The 20,739-nt window shown below is 39.6% G+C and carries 18 protein-coding genes; 10 read left to right on the forward strand and 8 right to left on the reverse strand.

Annotated elements, in window-relative coordinates; genetic code table 11:
- Positions 1-5 precede the first annotated feature (5 nt).
- The 4 genes from LEP1GSC050_RS17155 to LEP1GSC050_RS17170 all read left to right on the forward strand — a co-directional run bounded on the left by LEP1GSC050_RS17155 (position 6) and on the right by LEP1GSC050_RS17170 (position 6,956).
- Positions 6-3,188, forward strand: a complete 3,183-nt coding sequence (locus LEP1GSC050_RS17155; RefSeq protein WP_010568985.1) for a SpoIIE family protein phosphatase — start codon at positions 6-8, stop codon at positions 3,186-3,188.
- Positions 3,189-3,643: 455 nt separating this feature from the next.
- Positions 3,644-4,681, forward strand: coding sequence for a hypothetical protein (locus LEP1GSC050_RS17160; protein ID WP_010568986.1), 1,038 nt, complete (start codon positions 3,644-3,646; stop codon positions 4,679-4,681).
- Positions 4,682-4,934: 253 nt separating this feature from the next.
- Positions 4,935-5,906, forward strand: a complete 972-nt coding sequence (locus LEP1GSC050_RS17165) for a sterol desaturase family protein (RefSeq protein WP_010568987.1) — start codon at positions 4,935-4,937, stop codon at positions 5,904-5,906.
- Positions 5,907-6,143: 237 nt separating this feature from the next.
- On the forward strand, positions 6,144-6,956 hold the full coding sequence (locus LEP1GSC050_RS17170) for a fatty acid desaturase (protein ID WP_010568988.1): 813 nt from the start codon (positions 6,144-6,146) through the stop codon (positions 6,954-6,956).
- Between the two features lie 99 nt (positions 6,957-7,055).
- On the opposite strand, the gene LEP1GSC050_RS17175 is transcribed toward LEP1GSC050_RS17170, so the two are convergent.
- The 3 genes from LEP1GSC050_RS17175 to LEP1GSC050_RS17190 all read right to left on the reverse strand — a co-directional run bounded on the left by LEP1GSC050_RS17175 (position 7,056) and on the right by LEP1GSC050_RS17190 (position 8,907).
- Positions 7,056-7,616 carry a heme-binding beta-barrel domain-containing protein gene (locus LEP1GSC050_RS17175; protein ID WP_010568989.1) on the reverse strand — a complete coding sequence of 187 codons (561 nt, stop codon included), beginning with the start codon at positions 7,614-7,616 and terminating at the stop codon, positions 7,056-7,058.
- Positions 7,617-7,923: 307 nt separating this feature from the next.
- Complete coding sequence (locus LEP1GSC050_RS17180; protein WP_010568990.1) at positions 7,924-8,130, reverse strand: YgaP family membrane protein; 207 nt, start codon at positions 8,128-8,130, stop codon at positions 7,924-7,926.
- Between the two features lie 270 nt (positions 8,131-8,400).
- Positions 8,401-8,907 carry a DUF1993 domain-containing protein gene (locus LEP1GSC050_RS17190; RefSeq protein ID WP_010568991.1) on the reverse strand — a complete coding sequence of 169 codons (507 nt, stop codon included), beginning with the start codon at positions 8,905-8,907 and terminating at the stop codon, positions 8,401-8,403.
- Between the two features lie 271 nt (positions 8,908-9,178).
- Here LEP1GSC050_RS17190 and LEP1GSC050_RS17195 point away from each other — a divergent pair, with 271 nt between their 5' ends.
- Positions 9,179-9,964, forward strand: coding sequence for an acyl-CoA desaturase (locus LEP1GSC050_RS17195; RefSeq protein WP_010568992.1), 786 nt, complete (start codon positions 9,179-9,181; stop codon positions 9,962-9,964).
- Between the two features lie 671 nt (positions 9,965-10,635).
- Entirely contained in the window at positions 10,636-11,559 is a 924-nt protein-coding gene (locus LEP1GSC050_RS17205; protein ID WP_020987810.1) for a histidine kinase N-terminal 7TM domain-containing protein, read from the forward strand.
- A 37-nt stretch (positions 11,560-11,596) separates the two neighbouring features.
- Here LEP1GSC050_RS17205 and LEP1GSC050_RS17210 read toward each other — a convergent pair whose 3' ends face one another.
- Positions 11,597-11,980: a helix-turn-helix domain-containing protein gene (locus LEP1GSC050_RS17210; RefSeq protein ID WP_010568996.1), complete on the reverse strand. Its 384-nt coding sequence runs from the start codon at positions 11,978-11,980 to the stop codon at positions 11,597-11,599.
- Positions 11,981-12,196: 216 nt separating this feature from the next.
- Between LEP1GSC050_RS17210 and LEP1GSC050_RS17215 the strand changes: the two genes are divergently transcribed.
- The 3 genes from LEP1GSC050_RS17215 to LEP1GSC050_RS21335 all read left to right on the forward strand — a co-directional run bounded on the left by LEP1GSC050_RS17215 (position 12,197) and on the right by LEP1GSC050_RS21335 (position 13,933).
- Positions 12,197-13,123: a histidine kinase N-terminal 7TM domain-containing protein gene (locus LEP1GSC050_RS17215; RefSeq protein WP_010568997.1), complete on the forward strand. Its 927-nt coding sequence runs from the start codon at positions 12,197-12,199 to the stop codon at positions 13,121-13,123.
- A gap of 502 nt (positions 13,124-13,625) precedes the next feature.
- On the forward strand, positions 13,626-13,817 hold the full coding sequence (locus LEP1GSC050_RS17220) for a TIGR04452 family lipoprotein (protein ID WP_010568998.1): 192 nt from the start codon (positions 13,626-13,628) through the stop codon (positions 13,815-13,817).
- 41 nt (positions 13,818-13,858) lie between these two features.
- Positions 13,859-13,933, forward strand: a complete 75-nt coding sequence (locus tag LEP1GSC050_RS21335) for a hypothetical protein (protein WP_408605409.1) — start codon at positions 13,859-13,861, stop codon at positions 13,931-13,933.
- 120 nt (positions 13,934-14,053) lie between these two features.
- Here the strand turns inward: LEP1GSC050_RS21335 and LEP1GSC050_RS17225 are convergent, their stop codons facing one another.
- The 4 genes from LEP1GSC050_RS17225 to LEP1GSC050_RS17245 all read right to left on the reverse strand — a co-directional run bounded on the left by LEP1GSC050_RS17225 (position 14,054) and on the right by LEP1GSC050_RS17245 (position 17,616).
- Positions 14,054-14,482 (reverse strand): hypothetical protein, encoded by a 429-nt coding sequence (locus LEP1GSC050_RS17225; protein WP_010568999.1) that lies wholly within the window; start codon positions 14,480-14,482, stop codon positions 14,054-14,056.
- Entirely contained in the window at positions 14,479-14,982 is a 504-nt protein-coding gene (locus tag LEP1GSC050_RS17230) for an SRPBCC family protein (protein ID WP_010569000.1), read from the reverse strand. Before LEP1GSC050_RS17230 ends, LEP1GSC050_RS17225 begins: the two co-directional genes overlap by 4 nt.
- Before the next feature lie 29 nt (positions 14,983-15,011).
- On the reverse strand, positions 15,012-15,374 hold the full coding sequence (locus LEP1GSC050_RS17235; RefSeq protein WP_040911884.1) for an ArsR/SmtB family transcription factor: 363 nt from the start codon (positions 15,372-15,374) through the stop codon (positions 15,012-15,014).
- 670 nt (positions 15,375-16,044) lie between these two features.
- Positions 16,045-17,616: a hypothetical protein gene (locus LEP1GSC050_RS17245; protein ID WP_010569003.1), complete on the reverse strand. Its 1,572-nt coding sequence runs from the start codon at positions 17,614-17,616 to the stop codon at positions 16,045-16,047.
- 779 nt (positions 17,617-18,395) lie between these two features.
- Between LEP1GSC050_RS17245 and LEP1GSC050_RS17250 the strand changes: the two genes are divergently transcribed.
- Positions 18,396-20,702 carry a patatin-like phospholipase family protein gene (locus tag LEP1GSC050_RS17250; RefSeq protein ID WP_010569004.1) on the forward strand — a complete coding sequence of 769 codons (2,307 nt, stop codon included), beginning with the start codon at positions 18,396-18,398 and terminating at the stop codon, positions 20,700-20,702.
- The last annotated feature ends 37 nt before the right edge of the window (positions 20,703-20,739 follow it).

Here is a 20,739-nt window from a genome sequence, read left to right on the forward strand (position 1 = left end):
TTTAGATGGAATTCGGATATTTAAATTTCTATTCTTTCGGTTCCATTTTGGCCGCTCTGTTTTGCTTGTATGTGGCTTTTTTCTTTCTAAGGATCAAAGAAAGGAGTCAGGCTGCACTTCATTTAGGAATTGCATCCTGCTTTGCTTTCTTCTTTCATTTCGGATATACGATCGGTTTCTTCACTTTGGAACGATGGGGGATCTACCATCGATGGATAGTCATTCCGTCAGCGCTGCTTGTATTCGCTCAGTTTTCCTTAGTCTTCTTTTATTTCCCGACACCAAGAAAAGAAAAGATCGGGAAATACATTTATTTCTTCCTAGTCTTAATCGTCGTAGTCGTGGAGATTCTGTTTATATTGAATTCCCGCAATTCCGTCGGACGCTTCGTAAAAGGAAGTCATTACTGGGACTTCGAAACATATTCCTTTTACATGATATATTCCGTATTGGTTCTCTTTTTTAACCTTCTTTGCGTATTTTTGGGAATCTGGAGGGCTCTCAGCGAGAAAGGGAAAGAAAGGAAAGCGGTAATTTATATGCTTTTCGCATTCTGCATTATTCTCGTCATTCCTGCGGTAACCAATGCGTTAAATAGAAACGGTTCCATTTCTAGAATCGTTTATCAACAAGCGGTAGACTTATCGTTCGTAATCGGTTTTTTTCTCCTTTTAGTGATCTATCTTAATATCGCTAAGGAGAAAACCACGATCCTAAATCGTATCGTCGGCATTTCGATGGCAACCTTCTTTCTTGTATTTCAGATAATAGCTTATTTTATATTAATCGAATACGAGCTTGCATTCGATCGGATACAATACCAAGAAGCCAAATTGTCTGTTGCGACTCAAGAAAAAGCGAAAGGACTAGAATATGTAGTTTCGTATGACATATCTACCCGAAGTTCGAATCAAGTTTTCGGAAAATCCGATCCTATTTCCGAATCGGCAAGAAGGCTCGAAGCTAATTACATGCATCTCTGGAATTCGCTTAACGACTTGGAGGATCTTCCGGCAAATGAGCGATTACTAAAAACGGAGTCTCTATTAATCGATAGCCCTCCGGAGTTTTTCGCATATAAAGCCGCGATTCTGGGATTTCTTTCTTCCCGGGAAAATAAAGCGGTATCGAACATCGAAATGGAAACTTTTTTAAAACGTCTATCCCAGAGAATGATTGTATTGAACAGTCAATTTGCTCACGTTCAAGATAAGAAGGACTTAGTTCGTATTTCGAAATTATTTTCCTCGAGCGAGCCGGGCGTCACCGAAATGTTAAACGAACTTTCTATCACCTACGGACGGGAGCTGCAGGCGGGTGCGTCTGACGATGATTTAAGGCGTCTGGTATTTAATTCCACACTCCCGATTTATCGAGAGGGAGAACGAATGTATAGGGGGGCCGATTCTTCGAGTATGGCTCAGGAAAGTAAGCCGTTTAGATACTATGTGGCTTATTATCTTGTAAACAAAACGTCCGGCCGGCTATTCGAAGCCGGATTCGATTACCGCATATACAGAGCCTATCTACATTACCCTTCGTTAATTTTACTTCTCTGTCTGATTTCCATAATGTTTCTAGTCGTTTTTGGCTTCGAGCTTTTCTTTAAATATGCGTTAATTATCCCGATGAAGGAGGTCGTATCCGGTTTGCAGGAAGTATATGCCGGGAATCTGGAATATCGACTGGTCCCTAAAGTCGAGGATGAGATAGGATTTATCGCTAGGTCCTTTAATCATATGGCGGAAAGCATGTTGTCGGCGAGAAATAGTCTAAGGAACTATGCCGAAAATCTGGAGTTAAAAGTTAAGGAAAGAACGAACGAACTTGAAATAACTTTAAACGAAGTTAAAGTTCTTAAGGAACAGCAGGATGGCGACTATTTCCTGATGTCTCTTCTATTAAAATCTTTAGCCGCTAACCGTGCAAACCACGGGAATGTTAAAGTCGATTTATTAACGGATCAAAAAAAGAAATTCAAATTTCGCAATTATGACTCTGAGATCGGAGGGGACATCAGCGCTTCGAATCGTATCCAATTGAGAGGGAAAAACTATACCGTCTTTTTGAATGCGGACGCGATGGGAAAATCGATGCAAGGAGCCGGCGGAGCGCTGGTATTCGGAGCCGTTTTCGAAGCCATCATCGAGCGAACGAAAATCACCGATTCGATCCGAGACTATTCGCCGGAAAGATGGCTTAAAAGCACTTTCATGGAGCTCCATAAAGTTTTTCTAAGTTTTAACGGCTCCATGTTGGTTTCCGCCGTGATAGGATTAGTGGATGAGGAGACGGGCATACTTTATCATTTAAATGCCGAGCATCCGTGGACGGTCTTATATAGAAACGATCAAGCCGGCTTTATCGAGAATGATTTGACATTTAGAAAATTAGGAACAGAGGGAATGAACGGTCGGGTCTATGTGAAAACATTCCAATTACTACCAGGAGACGTCATTATCGCCGGTTCCGACGGAAGGGACGATATACATATCGGATTAAACGAAGCGGGCGAAAAATTGATAAACGACGATCATACTCGTTTCCTGGCGTTCGTGCAATCCGGCCGCGGGAATTTGGAAAGTATTTTTCATCTTATTTTGTCGGAAGGCCATTTGACCGACGATCTGTCGCTTATTAGAATCTCCTTTAAAGAGAAGGCCATTAAAGAAACAAATGAAGATACCAAAGAAATACAAGATGACGAACGCGTTTTGAACTTAATCGGTAAGGCTAAGAGAAATGCGCAAGATGAAAATTTCGATGAGGCGATTTCGTTATTTAGGCAAATCGAGACTTTAAACGGAAAAATTCCGATTACCAAGAAATACTTGGCCTTCCTATTTATGCGGAAGAAATTATTCGGAGAAGCCGCCTATCATGCCGAAGAATATTTGAAACTCCATCCTTTGGACAATGAAATGCTATACTTCGCATCTTTTATGTTACGCAAAAGCGGGAAAATCGAAAGGGCCGCGGATTTGGGTGAAAGGCTTCGTCTCCGGGAACCGAATCACGTTAAGAATTTACTCAATCTATCCCGCATATATTTAGTACTGAAAAAATATGATAGCGCATTAGCGATTGCCATGGAAGCTTTCGAGTTGGACTCCAAGAATGAGAGAATCGCAAAACTATTGGATCTACTTAAAAGTTTAGGAAAAGAACGAACGCATAAGGATTCTTAGTCGCCATCATGGAGTGAACTTTTGGTTCGAATTGTCTAGAACTTTCCGTCTTTCAACGGACGGAAAGTTTGCCATCTTTTCCAAGAAGTAGATCTTTTGCCACAGAAAGAATACTTTTATTCCTGATACGGATTGGAGCTTTCCTCAAATTAGTCTAAATTTCTTCCACCAAATACTAACGTTAATTTACGACTTTTGGGCCTCTGCCCAAAAAAGATATTTATCAAGTAATAAGTTTTTTCTAAAGCCTGATCTGAATTTAAGCTCTATTTAGAAAGCCGATGTTTCCGGAAATGTTACAATTTTATGCGTAAAAAATCAATTCTTTCGTTTCGAAATAGATTACTCCATTTTATATTACAATAAAATAATCGTACGGTTGAAGAAGACAATTTCGTCGGATAGTAGATAAATACCGACTATAATACGTCGTTGAAATTGTTGTAGGAGTTCCAGTGGCCGCTTTTCCGTCATTAGATTCGATTTACGAGGAGAGAAAAACTCCTCGAGGATTTTTAGTCAAGATTAAGCTTGCCAAGATGAACTACGTGGTCTTTACCCCGAAAGGTCCGGAGATCCCGAAAGGTTCGAAAAATCATTCCATTATCGTACCCGTACCGAAGATCGCATTTTTGGGGGACGGATTCGATTTATCCCACTTTCGGATGGGAGAATTAAGCTTTGTTAATGTAAATCACGGAAAATTGATAATTCCCTTTCAGCATGTCAATACCGGAAACGAAGTTCGATCAGTTTTTTTAAATAGCGGAAGCGAGTGCGATATTCTTCCAGTAATTATTCTTCATTATAGGAAAAGCGAAGACTTACTTCAAGCTAGGGCGGCAGGGATTGAAATTCACCATTTGGTTTTGGATGAAAATTTTCCTCGGGAAGATTTGATATCCCAAAAAATCCGATTCCCTTCGCTTAATATGCTGATTATCAGAAGCAAGGCCGCTCTGCTGGCGGCGGCTGTCCATGATAAAAGCCCGGAAGATGTAAAGAACGAAATTGAAGGAAACTCGAACGTTATTGATTTCAGGGCGGTTCGCGAGTCCGAGCTTTGCGAGAAGGACAATTTAAATTTACATTCCGTTAATCTAGTTTTCTTAGCCCAAGTTCACTTACAAAAGAATGAGCTCGAGAAAGTTAAGCAGCTTCTTTTGGATTTTTCCCTTAACCCAGAAGAAATAGCTTTTATCCGTATGTTTCTTGAACTGATGATTCGAAACGATGAAAATAAGGAAGAAAGGAAGAACTGGCATAATAAACTGTTAAATTTGAACGAAGGGTTTCGTCTTGCCGGATTGATATTGGGAATGAGAGAAGTTGAGTTCGAAGCCGAGCTCGAAAAAGGATTTTCGCAGGAAATCGCTAGTATGGTATTGGCCCTTTTGGAAAAGGGGCAAGCGGAGTGCAACGGCATAGAGACGGAAATTATATTATGGGAATGGAAACTTAAGACCAGAAGGTTACTCAAAAGAAGTACCTAAAGAAGAAAGATCGTACCTGCCGACTTTTCCCATCAATAAGCTTCGAATTTTAGCGTTGTCGTAGAATTCGAGAGTTTCTCCACATTCCATGCATCGACGTCTCTAAAAAATTTATCTTCGATTGAGATAGTTCAGCAATTTCTTCTGCTGGAATTGTTCTAAAATTACTATTCGAGCCGATTTAGCTTCCATCTGATTACCTAAATTCAATTGACCGGGAAAAGATGGGATGGTTTTTTGAAATAGAAATCCTATGGATTTAAATTTCAGTAATATCTACTCAGCCTTACTTAGCCCGATTCGGATAATCTTTCTCCCTTCGGTAAAAATTTATTGGTTATATCTTTTAAGTTCCGTCATCATCACGGCGGTTTTTATAGTTTGGCAAAAAATCCGGATTAAAGATTTTCATGTCGGAAATTATTTGAGTAAGATTTTATCTAGGGAGTATTGGTTTCACAAATCGGCTTTATTAGATTATAAATATTATTTTTTTAATACCGTTTTGTTCAGTTTTTATTACGGATATTTTGTTCTAACCGGTGCGAGCGTCTCGGCTTTCGTGAATAACGGTTTAGTTCGTTTATTCGGGGTAGTTCTTTATGATATTCCCTTCGACTCTCCTACGGTCATTTTATTGTATTCCGTTCTATTTTGGTTGATGAATGATTTTGGAAGATTTCTTGCTCATTGGCTTCTACATAAAAACCCTTTTTTTTGGGAATTTCACCGACTTCATCATTCTGCAGAAGTTTTAAACCCTCTAACGGTTTATCGAGTTCATCCTGTGGAGGCGATTCTGGTTAATTCTCTAGGCGCCTTTTTTTCGGGAACTGTTACCGGACTCGCGATGTTTGCTTTTCCGGAAAAAATTACTATGGTTTCCTTTTTAGGAGTAAATGCAGGGATCTTTATTTTTAATCTCTATGCAAATTTAAGACACTCGAATATTGCCATTCATTTTCCGAAATGGCTTAGTCATATTTTTTTAAGTCCCGCCCAACACCAGATCCATCATAGCGTTGATATTCGACTTCAAAATAAGAACATAGGAGTTACGTTTGCTTTTTGGGATTTATTCTTAGGGAGCCTATATATTCCTGAGCGGCATGAAACGGAAGAGATAACCTTCGGATTACAGGATGCTAAGCAAGAGGATTTCGAGAATCTTTTCTCCATTTATTTTCTACCTTTTAAAAGAATCTTTGATATGTTTAAAAGGTAGCATTACTTTTTTGAGAATCTATTTTAGAAATCCTTTTGTTTGCATTACGATCAGTTTTCTTCGTTCCTTTATTTTTATCTTTTATTGCCGAAAACCGGCATAGTTATAATTTCGAGAATAGAATAAATAGAAATCCGTTGACCTCCCCTTTTATTCGATTTACATTAAGTCGAATCAATTTTAATCGAACGATCAGTCTGTCGATTTTCGAGCGGAATCTGAATCGAGGGGTAAACTGTGATATTCATTTTGATTTTCTTTGCGGGTCATTGGATGCTTTCAGTTTTTGTTCAATCATTCTTTCTGCATAGATATTCCGCGCATCGTATGTTTGAAATGGGTAAGTTTTGGGAAAGATTTTTCTACTTTTTCGCATTTATCGTTCAGGGATCCTCATATTTGAATCCGCGAGCATACGCGATAATTCATAGAATACATCATGCCTATAGCGATTCCGAAAAAGATCCGGTTTCTCCAATCATATCGAAAGGTTTTTTCGATATGATAAATAGGACTGCCATCGCTTTCAACGGGATTGCGAAAGGGAGTGCGGAAGTCGAAAGAAAATTCAAAGGTAACTATCCGGAGATAATCCGGCTTGATAAATTCGCGGACTCTTGGCCTGTGCGAATTTTCTTCGGAGGTTGTTACACTTTACTATATCTATTGTTTGTACCGACCGACGCGATGTGGATGTACGTGTTTCTTCCGATCCATTATTTTATGGGGCCTATACAAACTGCGATTGTGAATTGGTGCGGCCATAAATACGGATATAAAAATCATCCGAAACAAAGCGACCATTCTAAAAATACGCTGCCAATTGACGTTTTTATCTTGGGTGAATTATATCAAAACAATCACCATGCTCATCCTAATTCGCCGAACTTCGCTTATCGCTGGTTCGAATTCGATCTTACCTATCAGATTATCAAACTGATGCACTTTTTAAAGATCATACGGATACGTAGGGCGATATGGACTAAACATGGTCGGAAGATAATTCCGGGAACTATTCTTTTTTCCTTGAATGATGTTGCTAAAGTTTGATTGTAAAAACGGCTCTATATTGTACTTTAGAAAAGTATGAAATGGACAAGAAAAGTTTTATGATATAGGACCGAGGTTATAAACTGATTTCAAAACCTATTATTTTTGCAAACGTAAGGTGTTATCATCCGTATGTGTAAAAGTTTTGCCGTAGATATTCAGTATCGTCGACTGTGAATAAGATAGAAATCCACCTCGGACGGTCAAAGTAATTTGGTACGAAATCGTTTGCGCGGTGGCATTCATGAATGGCGACTGTACTATTCCCCAATCAGCATCGCCCGCTTTTGCGGACACCTGAATTTGGGTTGCACTTGCTTCCTGTTCCGATTTTTGAAATTGCCCGCCCGCGAGCACACAAATGCCTCGGGGAATCACGAATGTATGAAAAACGTTCCGCGTTTTTTCTTCCCACATCCAATAACCGGTTTGGTCGTGGAAAACCTTACCGTCCGATTTTCTACTGACAAGTTGTCTATAGTAAAGCCCGGCTAAGATTTGGGATTCTGCGTTAGTTGTTAAACCGATAGGTTCGAATGAAATCGATTCGAAATATGGATTTTCTTCTTGGCCTACGGGAAGTGGAGAAATGTCTAATCCTTTATCTCCCTGCCAATTACCGATCAGCGCGGATAGGGGACCGTATATGGCTTCTGTCATTATTGATCCTTGTTGGAAATTGTTACCGATTATCAATCCTGTTCATAATCAGTAAACAATAATACTCTTCGAAGCCGGATCGGGTTTAGCAAGACTCCGAAGATCAATAAGGAATATATAATATTTTGAATATACCTTAGTTAAGAACGGACCTGCCGATTCGCAGGTCCGTGCATATTCCGAGTTCTATTTCGTCCGTATTCTTTTAACTTTCAAGCGTTAATGGAATGCAATACAGAGAGAGTGTGAATAGATTCGAAACTTCGAATTCCGGTATAAACTCGAAAAATATCAAGCGGCTAAAAGTTTAAGCGCTTTTCTTTCTAGAGTTTGTACTGACGCCCAGGATTTGATAGAGCGGACACCATCCGATTAAGCCTGTTAAAAGCGGAATTAGACCAACAATGACCGCTACAATTCCCAAGGAATTATGCGCCCAGAATCCCCATGCTACTAGTCCTAATCCGATGATGGTTCTTACGGATCTATCGAACATTCCTTCGTTGATTTTCATTGTCTTCCTCCCAATACGCATATTAATTATGGCACTTAAGGAATCATTGTCAAGTTTTACCGATCACAATAAACGATTCGAATCCCTAATTATTGTCAATCGGATTGAAAGAACATATTATAATATATTTTTGTAATATTTCCCGTAATTTTTACGCCTTGGATCAAGGGCTAAGTTACATCGACCTCGTCCCGAATGTGGATCGGGAATTTTGCCGATCGCCCTCGATTAAAAGTCTATGGCGACTTAGGGGAAATGCCTTTTTAAGGATTAATTCTTAAACGGCATTTCCCCTAGATAATCCTTTTTGCCCACATCGACTCCGTTGTGTCGTAGAATATCGTATGCGGTTGTAACGTGAAAATACACATTCGGAATAGCATGCTGAATAGCGTATTCCAATCCGGTTAAGTATTTTCCTTCCCAGCGAGGTTGTGAAATTCTTCTGTCATTTGCTTCGGCAAATTCTCCAGCGGAAAAAGTTCCTAAATATTTGACTACCTCGTCGATTCTAGTTTTCAATTCAGGAAGAGTTTTTTCTAGGTCCTCATGAACGGGAGCTTGTTTCCCTGTCAAACGGGCAGTTGCAAGTTTTGCAGTATCGCATGCAATTTGAATCTGTCGAATAAGATTGAACTGATCCGGGGCTAATCTGGAATTTAACAGGACTTCAACGTCGATTTTTTTGGTTTCGGCAAAATGGGTCGCCTTATCTAGAATTCGACTTAGATTTTGCAGCATTTTTGTAAATTGCGGTACGGTGATTTCGTATATCATTGATCCATCCATACTATCCATTGAAAGATGAAATGAAAAGGCAGCAACTCTTTTACCTCAACAAACATCCCTCGACTTTAACGCCTTCCTAAATCGTAGATGCTCTTCTTAAGTCGATTGGTCTTATCGATCCGAAGCGGTTTCGTTTATTACAATCAATCTTTTTAGATCGAAATGATCGTCTGTTTCTGCAACACTTTTCGGAAATCGAACTCAGATAGGGTGAGTTTAGTCTTCTATTCTCGGAATATAAATCGGAAAGGAGTTCCGTATGCCGATTATCTTAAGTTTCTTTATTGGACATTGGTTTCTTTCAACCTTCCTTCAGTCCTTTTTTCAGCATCGATATTCTGCACATCAAATGTTCGTACTAAGTCCTTTCTGGCAAAAATTTTTTTACGTTCTAACATTCCTCGTACAGGGGTCTTCGTTCTTAAATCCGAGAACGTATGCGATATTGCATAGAAAACACCATGCATTCAGTGACACTTTGAAAGATCCCCATTCGCCGGTTACTTCCAAGAGTTTTATTGATATGCTTTTAAAAACGGCAAACGGATACGATGATATTCGAAATTATAAAACCGACGTAGAAAAGGAATTTAAGGGGCATTATCCGGAAATGCCTACATTAGATAAATATGCGGAGTCGATTTGGGTAAGACTTATATTCGTTTCCTTTTATTCGGCTTTCTATATTTATTTCGTTCCGAAGGATGCACCTTGGCTTTATGCTCTTTTGCCGATTCATTTCTTTATGGCGAAAATTCAGGGATCCATCGTCAATTGGTGCGGCCACCTTTACGGGTATCGTAACCACTCTAAAAACCCTGACAATTCGCGGAACACTCTATCTATCGATTTCATTATTTTGGGAGAGCTCTACCAAAACAATCACCACGCCCATCCTAATTCTCCCAATTTCGCCTTTAAATGGTTCGAGATCGATTTCACTTTCCAAATATTGAAAGTTTTACATTTTCTTAAAATAGTAAGGATCCAGAGAGCGGTTTGGTCGGAACGGGGAAGAACGGTTCTGCCCGGCTCCATAGTTTAACTTACAAGCGCTTATGAGCGCTTCGAAGATCGCGGAAATATTTTCGTTCGTTTTCGAGGCGGTCTATTATGATTCGAATATCTCCGGTAGTTTCGAATGCCGTGGGTTAACGAAGAAAAGTCTGTGGCCGGGAATAGCTCTGCCGAGAAATTTTACTTAGCAGAGTACCGTTCCCTATATCGAATTCAATTTTATCCCTTTCGTAATATATTCGAGGAAGTCTGCCGTTATCCGCAATTTCGGGGTAATATTCCTTTACTCAAGCCAAGATCGTCATTCTTGACGTCCTATGAGTTCCATTCGCTTTCTTATGCAATCGCAAATTTGGAAGATGCTTGGATTCGAATTTAAAGCCCACCAAACAAAATAGCATTGCAAAAAATATGCGAAATATTTTAAAAAGGCTAAATTCAACTGGAAGGCAAGGCGATTAACGGATTGGTTGCTATAATAAGGACCTTCGTTCCATTAGTAATAAGAATATTTTATCCTGTCTCACAAAATTCTGCGCCTGGAATGCTCGATAATGTAACTCTATGCAAGATATTTTTATGAGTTTTGCAAAACTCCTCCGGTCTGTGTGGGAAAGATTTCAAACAAGAATACGAAAAATTTATGGATACTTTTTCACGAAAAATCTCATTTGAAAATTCGATTATGCGGAGGCTACATTGGCTCTATTAACTTTTATTCTGCTTTTTTCTTCAGCGGTTATTTTTTATAAATATTCGAATAAAAATACTCTATCTTATGCCTTTACGCTTTTAACTTTATGCCTTGCATTTTGGGGTTTGTTACTATTCCTCTGTGATATTCATTTTCCTGGCTGGATTCGAATTCCGATAATAGATTTAATCACCTTTTTCCCCCTGCCGATTCCGATTCTAGTAACCTATATAACCTATAATTACACCCGCCCCGATGATCTTTCTTCCCCTCCATTGATCGCTATGCTTGCTCATATACCGTTATTAGTTTTTTTTATTTGGTTTTCTTGGGAAGGCAAAGTAACCCCTTTTAGGCTGGAAAACGAAGAAGTTGTTTATAGAGGTAGCTTATACTATTATCTATATTGCGGTTATTTGTACGGCTCCATATTTATCGCCCTAGTATTAATAATACGGAATATTTTCGACGATGAATATTTTGTCCGACTTCATTCGATTTATATGTTTGCCGGAATTACAATCGGACTATTTATCTCCACGGTTCTTACCATGGTCTTGCCTTTACTTGGGATATCTTTGAATTCGATATCGGTTATCGGATTGCTCGTCTTTCTGTGGTTAACCTGGATTCCGATCGCTCATTTCAGACTTTTTAATATAGAACTTGTGGATTTTAAGCAGGATTTTCGAAATCCTAGAATTTCCACCGCGATTTTGTCCATTAACCGATATCTGTTAAACAAGTTAAATCCCGTTAAATATAAGGAAATCTGCGATCAATTCGAAAGTATTCGGAGAGAGGAAGTTTACGCTTTACAAGCGGAAATGCTTTTGGAAGTCACATATAGTAAGAAGGGAGGCATTTCCGATCAGGTTCGTAAGTATGCTAAGAAAATAACCGACCTTTTTATCGGTTCGAAAAAATAGCTTCCCTATTTTGTTCGAATTCGGTTTGATATATTTGTTATTTTAAACTAAATTTGTGGCCATCGCCTTTCTTTGCCAATGACTCAATGAGCGTAAAGACTGCCTCTCGATCGAAGTCGGAAAGTTTGGAAAGTAAGAGTAAGACGTAGTAAGAGGCATCTGTCTTCGAAATTAGTCGCAAAAGTTCTTCCTGGTCTTTCGGATTCCGGATTTCGTAAGAGCGACTAATCAACTTTGCAGGTCTGGTACCGTCTATCAGCCATTCGGCTCGATATTCAGTCGCTTTTTCGATCTTTAATGCGATTGAATAGGATAGGGGCTGTTTATTTGATTCGATCAAACTTAGCATCGCTTGAGTTATTTCGACGAATTCCGCAAATTCTTTTTGATTGAATTCTTTCCTTAATACGTAATCGCACAAATTTTATTCGTTCCCCGGCAGTTTTCGACATATAAATTGTTTATATAAAAAGATTGTCAAAATTTAACAATTTATACATATATGAAAAAGTATATATGGCAATTTCAAGCAAATTAACGATAGAAAATGTCCTGATTCGGTTTCGAAGCTTAAAAACATATCGTCTCCTAAGCTTCGATGAGTTAGAGTTTGCCCGTATAGTTTCGGCGAGTTGAAATGGAGGCAACATTAGCTATTTTTACTTTTATCCTACTGTCATTATCGGCGCTTTGCTTTTACAGATGGTCGGAACGAAATTTACTAAGTTTGGCTTTTTCGTTACTTACGTTCCTATTGGCCATATGGTGTGCACTTTTAGCCTTGAGTGAAATTCCTTTCCCGAAACCGGTTCAAACTTTCCTAGTGAATATAATTCCGGTTCCGATTAATTGTATTCCAATTTTGTTAACCTATATCATTTTCAATTATACGAGACCGTATTCATTGATATGGCCTCCTGCTTTATTAATTACATTTCACGCGGTGGCAATTTTATTCTTTTCTTGGTATGCGTTTAAAGGGGTAGTCGGTCCTTACCAAATGAAGGAAGGTCTGAAAGTTTTCCACCCGGGTTCCCTTTACTATCCGGCTTGCGCGTATATTTATATTTCAATCTTTGCATGTGCCGCCGTACTTGCGCGCAATATTTTTAAAGGAAATTACTTCGTTAGATTGCATTCCATTTATCTATTTACTGGCGTAATGCTGGGCGGAATCGTATCCGCCGTTTTTGTAATAGTGCTTCCGTTATGCGGAATTTCATTAACGTCAATGGCGGTATTAGGAATAATCGCTTTCCTTTGGTTTGCCTGGATTCCGATTACTAAATACAGATTATTTAATATCGAATTAACCGATTTCAAGTGTGATTTTCGCAGCCCTCGGTTATCCTCCGCGATAGTATCCGTTAATCGATATTTATTGAATACGATGGATCCGAAGGCCTTCAAGGAAATTTGCGATCAATTCGAAGTTAAAAGACAAGATGAAATCTATGCTTTGCAAGCGGAAATGCTTCTGGAAGTCTCTTACGGTAAGGAGGGAGGTGTTTCCAATCACGTTCGCAAGTATGCTAAGAAAGTAAGTAATCTTTTTTTAAGCTAGAATCGGAACCGGTCTTAAATTTTCGATTTAGATATAATCTTCTCCTCGAAGATTTAAATCGCATTTCCGACGTATCCTTAACCTGTATTAACATCGAATCATTATGTTTTTAAGGCCTATCTTACGGGGTGCGAAAATTACTCATGAAACCGTCATTCTTTCCTATCTGCATTAGTATCCAATCTCAGGCCCTAATCTGAAGCCTGCTGGTTTTGACCTTTTGCCCGGAAAATTTTTAATTTCAGATAATCAGTCATGGATAATTTCATTATCAATAATATTTTAATAAACCTTAAAATGTTATTGATCGTGCCTATTTAAGTAGGGGCAGAGAGTCCGAGAGTGTTAAGGTATTATAATATCTACAGTTTCGAGATATCTGGCGTTTGAAGCGTAAAGATAGATAAAGTGGATTAAATTTATTTAACAAAAAGACAAAAAACGTAGTATATTAATATTATTTTTATAAATTGAATTAAGCACGATATCAAAGGGAAAGGATATGAAAAAGATAATATCATTTCTAATTTTAAGTTTGTCATTGGCGCTTTCGAATTGCACCGTCCCGGATATGACTGGGCTAAGCGGAAATTACAAAGGCTCTGAAGCTAAAAAGAAAATCCACGATGCTTCGTTTACTTCCGACTTTCTCTATTATGGATCGAATCAGTCTACATCGGCATATGCTGCCTGACTGCTATTCTAGACTCCTTTCTGACCGAGATATTCTCGAATATCGAAGACGGTAAATACTACAAAAGGACGGACATTGACAAATGCATTAAAGATGTTCAAACCATCGGCCGTTAGTGTTGGATGCGTCTACTACTGTTCGCGAGCAGCGATTGTTCCAAACTAAAAGCCGATGGGTCGATTTTTTAGGCGACTGTCGACTGGAACTTTCCCGAAGAGGATGCGCATTGATATCCTCTATGAGTAAATCCTTCGTTCTATCAATCCACCTATCCAGGCACAGGGCAAAGTCGTTATTACAAGCGATATCGGATACCAAGATGGACCTAGATCGTATTGAGTAATAGTGACAATCGCACCCAGGGAGCTAAAAAAGAGTCCGATTCCTCCTAAGATGATCGCGTGCTTCATCGGATTGTTGGGGGCATATGCGGCGGCGATATAACTCCCGAGAATCGTGTAGACAATTCTATACGAAAGAGCCAGCGCATTCAAACCCGGATCGTGCATCGGTAGGCCCCAAGGCGGATATACATCGAGAATATGTAATATTTGATCTGTACCGAGAGAAAGGACGAAAACTGTCATGAATCCAAACAGTATTGACCCGGCGCTTTGCAAAATTAATCCCGAAGGTGCATTCGTTTTTTCTGATTGAGTTGTCATCGGGTTGCCGCCTGTCCTTTGGTAGATTCCAAAATTTCATCTAGCCTGTCATAACTTGGAGCGAGACCTTTTTCCATCGGGGAATGAATCACCGCGTCGCGCGCTTCGGTTGAAATATAAAGTATCGTGGAGGTAACAATTGTCCTTCCTGAATTCTCAGTTAGAAGGGTAGTTATTACCGATTCACCTGGATACCAGGCTTCGTCGAATTTCTCGGTATGAACGATTTGGACTGGGGATTTCACTTCACGATAAATTCCGCCCATTCCCATCGATGTTCCGTTTTCGTTTTGCCAGACGTATCGATATTTACCGCCTGCCTTCAGATCGATTTCGCAGATTTCAAGCGTCCATCCCGGAGGTCCAGTGAGCCAACGTTTCACCAAGTCAGGCTTCGTAAACGCGTCAAAAACTAAAGGTGCGGAGGCATTGAATTCGCGAGTTATCACGATTTCCAATTCACCCTTTGCCGTTATCTTCAAATTTCCCGTATTCATCATTTTTTCTCTCCTGAATATATTTTAGGTTCCTATTCGTTCTCTTTTTCCGTGCGATAAGAGTTTAGCTCTTCCAATAAAGTATCGAGTCGATCAAAACTAACTTCCCAAAACTTACGGTAATTTTCCAACCATTGACAGGCTTCCGCTAACGGTTTGGCCTGTATCCTACGAGGTCGTCTCTGGGCATCTCGGCTTCTTGAAATTAAACCCGCCTGCTCCAGTACTTTTAAATGTTTAGAAATTGCGGGCTGGCTCATTGCGAATGGCTTTGCTAGGTCCATCACTGCCGTATCCCCCGAGGCTAATCGGGAAAGAATGGCTCTTCTGGTAGGGTCGGCGAGAGCGGCAAATGTGACATTGAGCCGGTCGGATATACTTGCTGAATTACTCATACTTTATATAACCATATAGATATATAAAGTTTTTTTGCAACATTTTTAAGATGAGCCGAGATATTTTTTGTTGGAAAATACAAAACGAGTACCGAGGGAAAATGGTGCAGTTTTCGGGTGTTTAGGTTCGGATATGAAAGTTTACGCTAAGCAAACCAGTCGTTCCAAAAGCCGAAAACGAAGTAAGGATAATCAATGGAATGGAATCGGTATCTTCGGACCGGATTTTAGGCAATATCCATTTTTTATCGACAGTCCTGCGACAATAGCTATTCCGACTATAATCGATCGATCTATTTCAACTTTAAAATTAAATCCTAGGAAAGGAGTATTAATATGTTAAACGTTCCGGTCGCTCTTCGATAAGAATCCGGCGAAATCGAATCCCTGGGTCGTATCGAATGCGAAAATCGCTGACCCCAAATAGATCCTTCTTTCTTTGTTTCAGGAAATATAATAATTAAATAATAGATGGCGTATTAGAAAAAGCACCATGCCTAAACGCGGTTACAATTTTCCTTTTGATAATCTAGAATAACCGAGTCAATTGCTCGATTGCGAATAAAACCCAATTCGAATTTTCTTCAGGAGTCAAAGCGTTAGGGTAGTTCAAAGATATTGAATTTAATCAATACTATTTCATTCGAGGACACGAAAATTGAAACGATGTTTAAATTCCTTCGGGATACTGCTCGTTATTATAAATCATATTACGCACTTCCTCGACCAATTCCTTTCTCAAATCGGTTTTTATGGCGCTCAATCTCTCTTTAAATTTAAGCCTTTCATTCAATTGTTTGTGCTGAATATTTCCTAATTCTCTTAATATGCTTGAAAGCATCGCGCCTCTGAAGCCTATATAATACGAAAATCTCACGTACCAAGGAAAATGATTCGCGATGCATGAAAATGCAATACTGCAAAACGACGACTGAACATCCGAATCGGATAAGATAGAAAGTAATTTTTTCTTATATTTATTCATCAATAGGATGAAGCGGTAGCTAGTCGGATTTTCGAAGGAATAGCGTTCCGATAATGCCATAATGACCTCTCTGATGCTGGCATCGTCCGAACGACATATACATAGCTCCGGAAATTCTTCGCCATAGTAAACGTAACTAAGGATACTGTTATCCTCTTCGGCATTCGCGATGAGAGGAGAGTCATATGGAATATCGGCGCCTAGAGAAAAGGTTAAAAATTTATCCAGCGGTTTCTTCCCGCTCTTTATTAAGGACTTTATTTTGTTAATATTCGCCTTTTCGTTTGCGTCACTTTCGTATTCTTCGTAAGACAGAGATTTTTTTGTTACGAATGAGCCTACTCGGAAGAAATCATTTATAGGAGTATCTTTCGGAAGAATTCCCGCTAACTTAGGAAATTCTGCGGCGTATATTTTCTTGTGTATGATAGAAAGATTACCGGAGCTCATTTTAGTTTCTTCCTGCAATACTTCCTCACGAAAAGATACCAAATCTAAAGCGACTTGAGGGTTCAGATCAACGACCGTATTGATAGCTTTGCTTGAATACAGTTCCGCTATTATTTGGTAAGTTTCCTCGACGTTTTGTTCCGGAATGTATACGTAACCTGCATTTTTTGTAAGAGCCAAAAATCCGTCTTCGTAAATTAGATTTCTGATGATGATCTTTGAATCTCTGAGCATCTGCGGACTGCAAAGGCCCATCTCGTGAATCTTCCGTAAGCAAGTATCCAAAGCGTCCTCGGCCTTCACACCTTCTGCGGGTGGAGTATTTTCGGCGAGACTTTGGAGTAGATTCGGAAGCTTGATATCTCTTTCGGTTTGTCTGAGAATTTCATAGTTACGGATCGACCACGCGGATCGTCTCATTATCTCTATAAAGAGGGTTTTGATCGAAAGCGGATCGAGACGACTGGTTCGATCGAGAGCGATTATATGAACACTATGTCCCAGTTCCCTCGAATCAGTATTGAAACTGATTCGAGGGATTACGGCGATTAAGCGGTCCTTCACTAAATTTAAAATGTTTTCCTTAACTTTCCGGTCCATACCCTCGGTATTTGCGATATAAGGAATTTTTCCCGACTTCAATCCTTCGAGATTCGAAAAGTCACTAGCCAATATCAATAAATGCTCCGCTTCCGGATCATAATAAGGTCTATCACCTTTTTTGAAGCTGTCTTTCGAAAAAAGGTTTAAATAAGGTAAATCAAGACCGACGGTCACGATTTTGAGGAGTTCTGCGGTTGAGCTCATGTAGATAAATTCCAAATTCCTTATTAGAAATGCTTTAAAAATGAGTTATTATAGTATAAAGAACTACTAGATTATTGAAAATAAAACATGAAAAATGCATAATTCAATAAATTTCATTTGATTAAAAGCATAAATTTTTATGAATTAATGATACTTGAATATTAATTTAATATTGAACCTTTTATGGATACTTTTCGTTATATTGTAAGCATTGGCTGAATTCGGCGATTTTCTAAAGAGTCTTAAATCCTTCTTATCGACCTGAATCCTAACCCTATGTATCGCTTTCGGCTTCGAAACATTCGATAAAGAGTTTGGTTTTTCAGTTTTGAATCGCTATAACGGCGAATCAATTTTTCGGCTTGTAGTCGGGGTTGCAATGTCGCCTTAACGGAACGCAGTCCGAATAGAAAATAAGTTCGTATAATAATTTATTTCTTGGAAGCCCTCTTTCTTTGTTAAGAGACGATAAAAAAAACGAGGTCACACGGATAGCTTCGCGACTCCCGAATTTCAGCCTGTTTTTATGAAATGCAGGTCTTAAATGGTTCCTATAACTAAAGGGGTGGGAAAAATATTTTCGAATCCGATTCCGTTTTAATCGGTAAATTTGCTTTCTTCTGATCGATTTTGTGAGCTTATTAATATTCGCTCGGATCTCCCCATTCGCTAATTTAAAATTGACTATAGGTAATTTAATTCTATTTCACGAGGGAATGCGTTGTTCGGGCGCTATTAGCAATTTCAAGTGAATGCCTCATTCCGAGTGTTAGATATCCGTGCCCATAAAGAAAATTAAAACTCCTCCACGTTGGTTCGCCTCCGTCCTTCAAGCCAATCCGGAATTATTTCTGGAATGGACAGAGTCGGAATTGCGGGCTTTTGCTTCTGCGTTTGAGATTCTGAAAATTTCCGCCGGAAAAACGGTCGTAAATCCGAGTAAGAATTCATCGAAACTATACTTCGTTATCGAAGGAGTTTGTGAGGAATTTTCCTTTCGCGACGCTTCTTCGACAAGAGAAATCGGCTCAGGCGCATATCTTGGCGAACCGAGCTTTTTCCATTGGGAAGAGGGGGTTTTAGGTGTACGTGCAAAAACCGATTCTACATTGGCGGCAATATCAAGACAGGAGTGGAATCGTCTTGAAAAAAAGTTTCCTCATCGGTTGGGACTACTCGCCAGCCGGATAAAAAGCCGACGATTCTTTCGCTTAGCGATCGTTCGACCTAACCAAAAGGAAATTTTGGATTTTCTTTCCAGCATAGAAATACTATTTCATTTCGATCGTAACAAGGTTTCCAAATTGCAATCCTATTTGGAATGGTTGTATGTTCCCGGTGGAGAAAGACTGATTCGTCAGGGTGATCCGGGAAATTCTTTATATATAATTGTTTCCGGGCGTTTCCGATTTGTGACGGAAGACGGAAATGGTAAGAGGATCAGCGAAGGAGAATTCGGAAAGGGAGATATTATTGGAGAGATGTCTTTGCTTACGGGAGAGCCTAGATCCGCTTCGGTTTATGCTCTCCGCTCCGGACAAGTTATTAGGATATCTCGGGACGGCTTTCGCAAATTCATATCCCGATCTCCCGAAGGTTTATTTCACATAACCGAAACGATTGCGCGACGTCTAAATGAGAAAAATCGAGGAGGAGTCAAGGTCGGGCGAAAAGTCCATACGATCGCACTCGTTCCGCTCAGCAAAGGGTTTCCTCTCAAGGAATTTTCTAAGGAGCTATCCAAAAGTTTAAAACCTTTCGGGAGTTCGCTCACTGTGAGTAAGGATAAATTCGAAAAATTCGTTCAACAACAAAGATCGAAAAGAAATCGCGATGAAAATTTCGGAATTTCAGAAATCCTTTCCTGGTTTAACGGACTAGAAAGGGAATATGATAAGGTCTTTTTCGAAGTCGAACACGAAGATTCACTTTGGGTAGAAGCCTGTCTTCGACAAGCGGATAGGATTCTTATCCTGGTCGAGCCTGGAAGCGCTTTAGAGGAAGAGTGTCATGCCTGGAAAGTGCTTCAGGGAGGTGGACTCCATGAGACTCTACGTGAAACGGTCTTTTATGTTGAGGATGGTTATTCCCGTTGGCATGTATTAGAGGACTTATTCAAAAAACTTCCCGGCCAAAGGCATATAGTAAGGAAAAATAGGGCAGGCGAATTTGATCGTGTTGCAAGGCGTATGGAAGGGAAAGCGGTCGGGATTGCTTTAGCTGGCGGTGGCGCGAAAGGTTTTGCGCATTTAGGTTTTTTGCATAGCATTCGCGATCAAGGGATTCCGATAGATCTTATCGGCGGAACGAGCGCAGGTTCGATTATGGCGGGTCTATTTGCCATGGGTTATGATTTTCCGGAAATACTTCGTTTAATAAAAAAAGTTTGGATTGATTCCAAGTTAACAAGGGATTATACGATTCCTTTCGTTTCACTTTTAAAGGGTTCGCGTTATTCGAAAGCCATTAAGGACTTTTTCGGCGATAGAAAGATCGAAACATTATGGATTCCTTTCTTAGCGGTGGCTTGTAATTTAACAAAGTCCGAACCGAAAGTATTCGATCAGGGCGAACTCTGGAAGGCGATACGAGCGAGCACTTCTATTCCGGGTATTTTTCCTCCGTTTTACGACGAGGGATCGCTTTATGTGGATGGGGGTTTATGGGATAATCTTCCTGGACTTTTACTAAGGGAAAAAGGTGCAGATATATTGATATCGGTAGATTTGGGAGCGGGTTCTCAACCTGCAAAAGATCAAGCCTACGGTTCGCTAGTGGAAGGACGTTTTCCGGGCGCAGCTCCTTCTCCTTGGAAACTTATTATGAACAATTTATTGCCTAAGGAGCAAAGATTGGATTTTCCTCATATTGGAGAGATATTTATGCGTTCGATGCTGATTTCCAGCCAAAATTCCCTGAAAAAGACCAGGGAATCTTCGGATATTTTCGTTGAAATTCCTGCTCGAGATTTTTCAACCTTCGATTGGAATGAATATCTACGATTATACGATCTCGGTTACGAGTCTTCTCAGTCGAAAGCGAAAGAATGGGCAAAAATCATTCAGGATAAGATCTATTCGAAATAGCTATTTTTTGCCCAATATCCAATATAACATTCAAAAT

Origin of the sequence: Leptospira broomii serovar Hurstbridge str. 5399 (genome assembly GCF_000243715.2) — a bacterium.
GTDB classification, from domain to species: Bacteria; Spirochaetota; Leptospiria; order Leptospirales; family Leptospiraceae; genus Leptospira_B; species Leptospira_B broomii.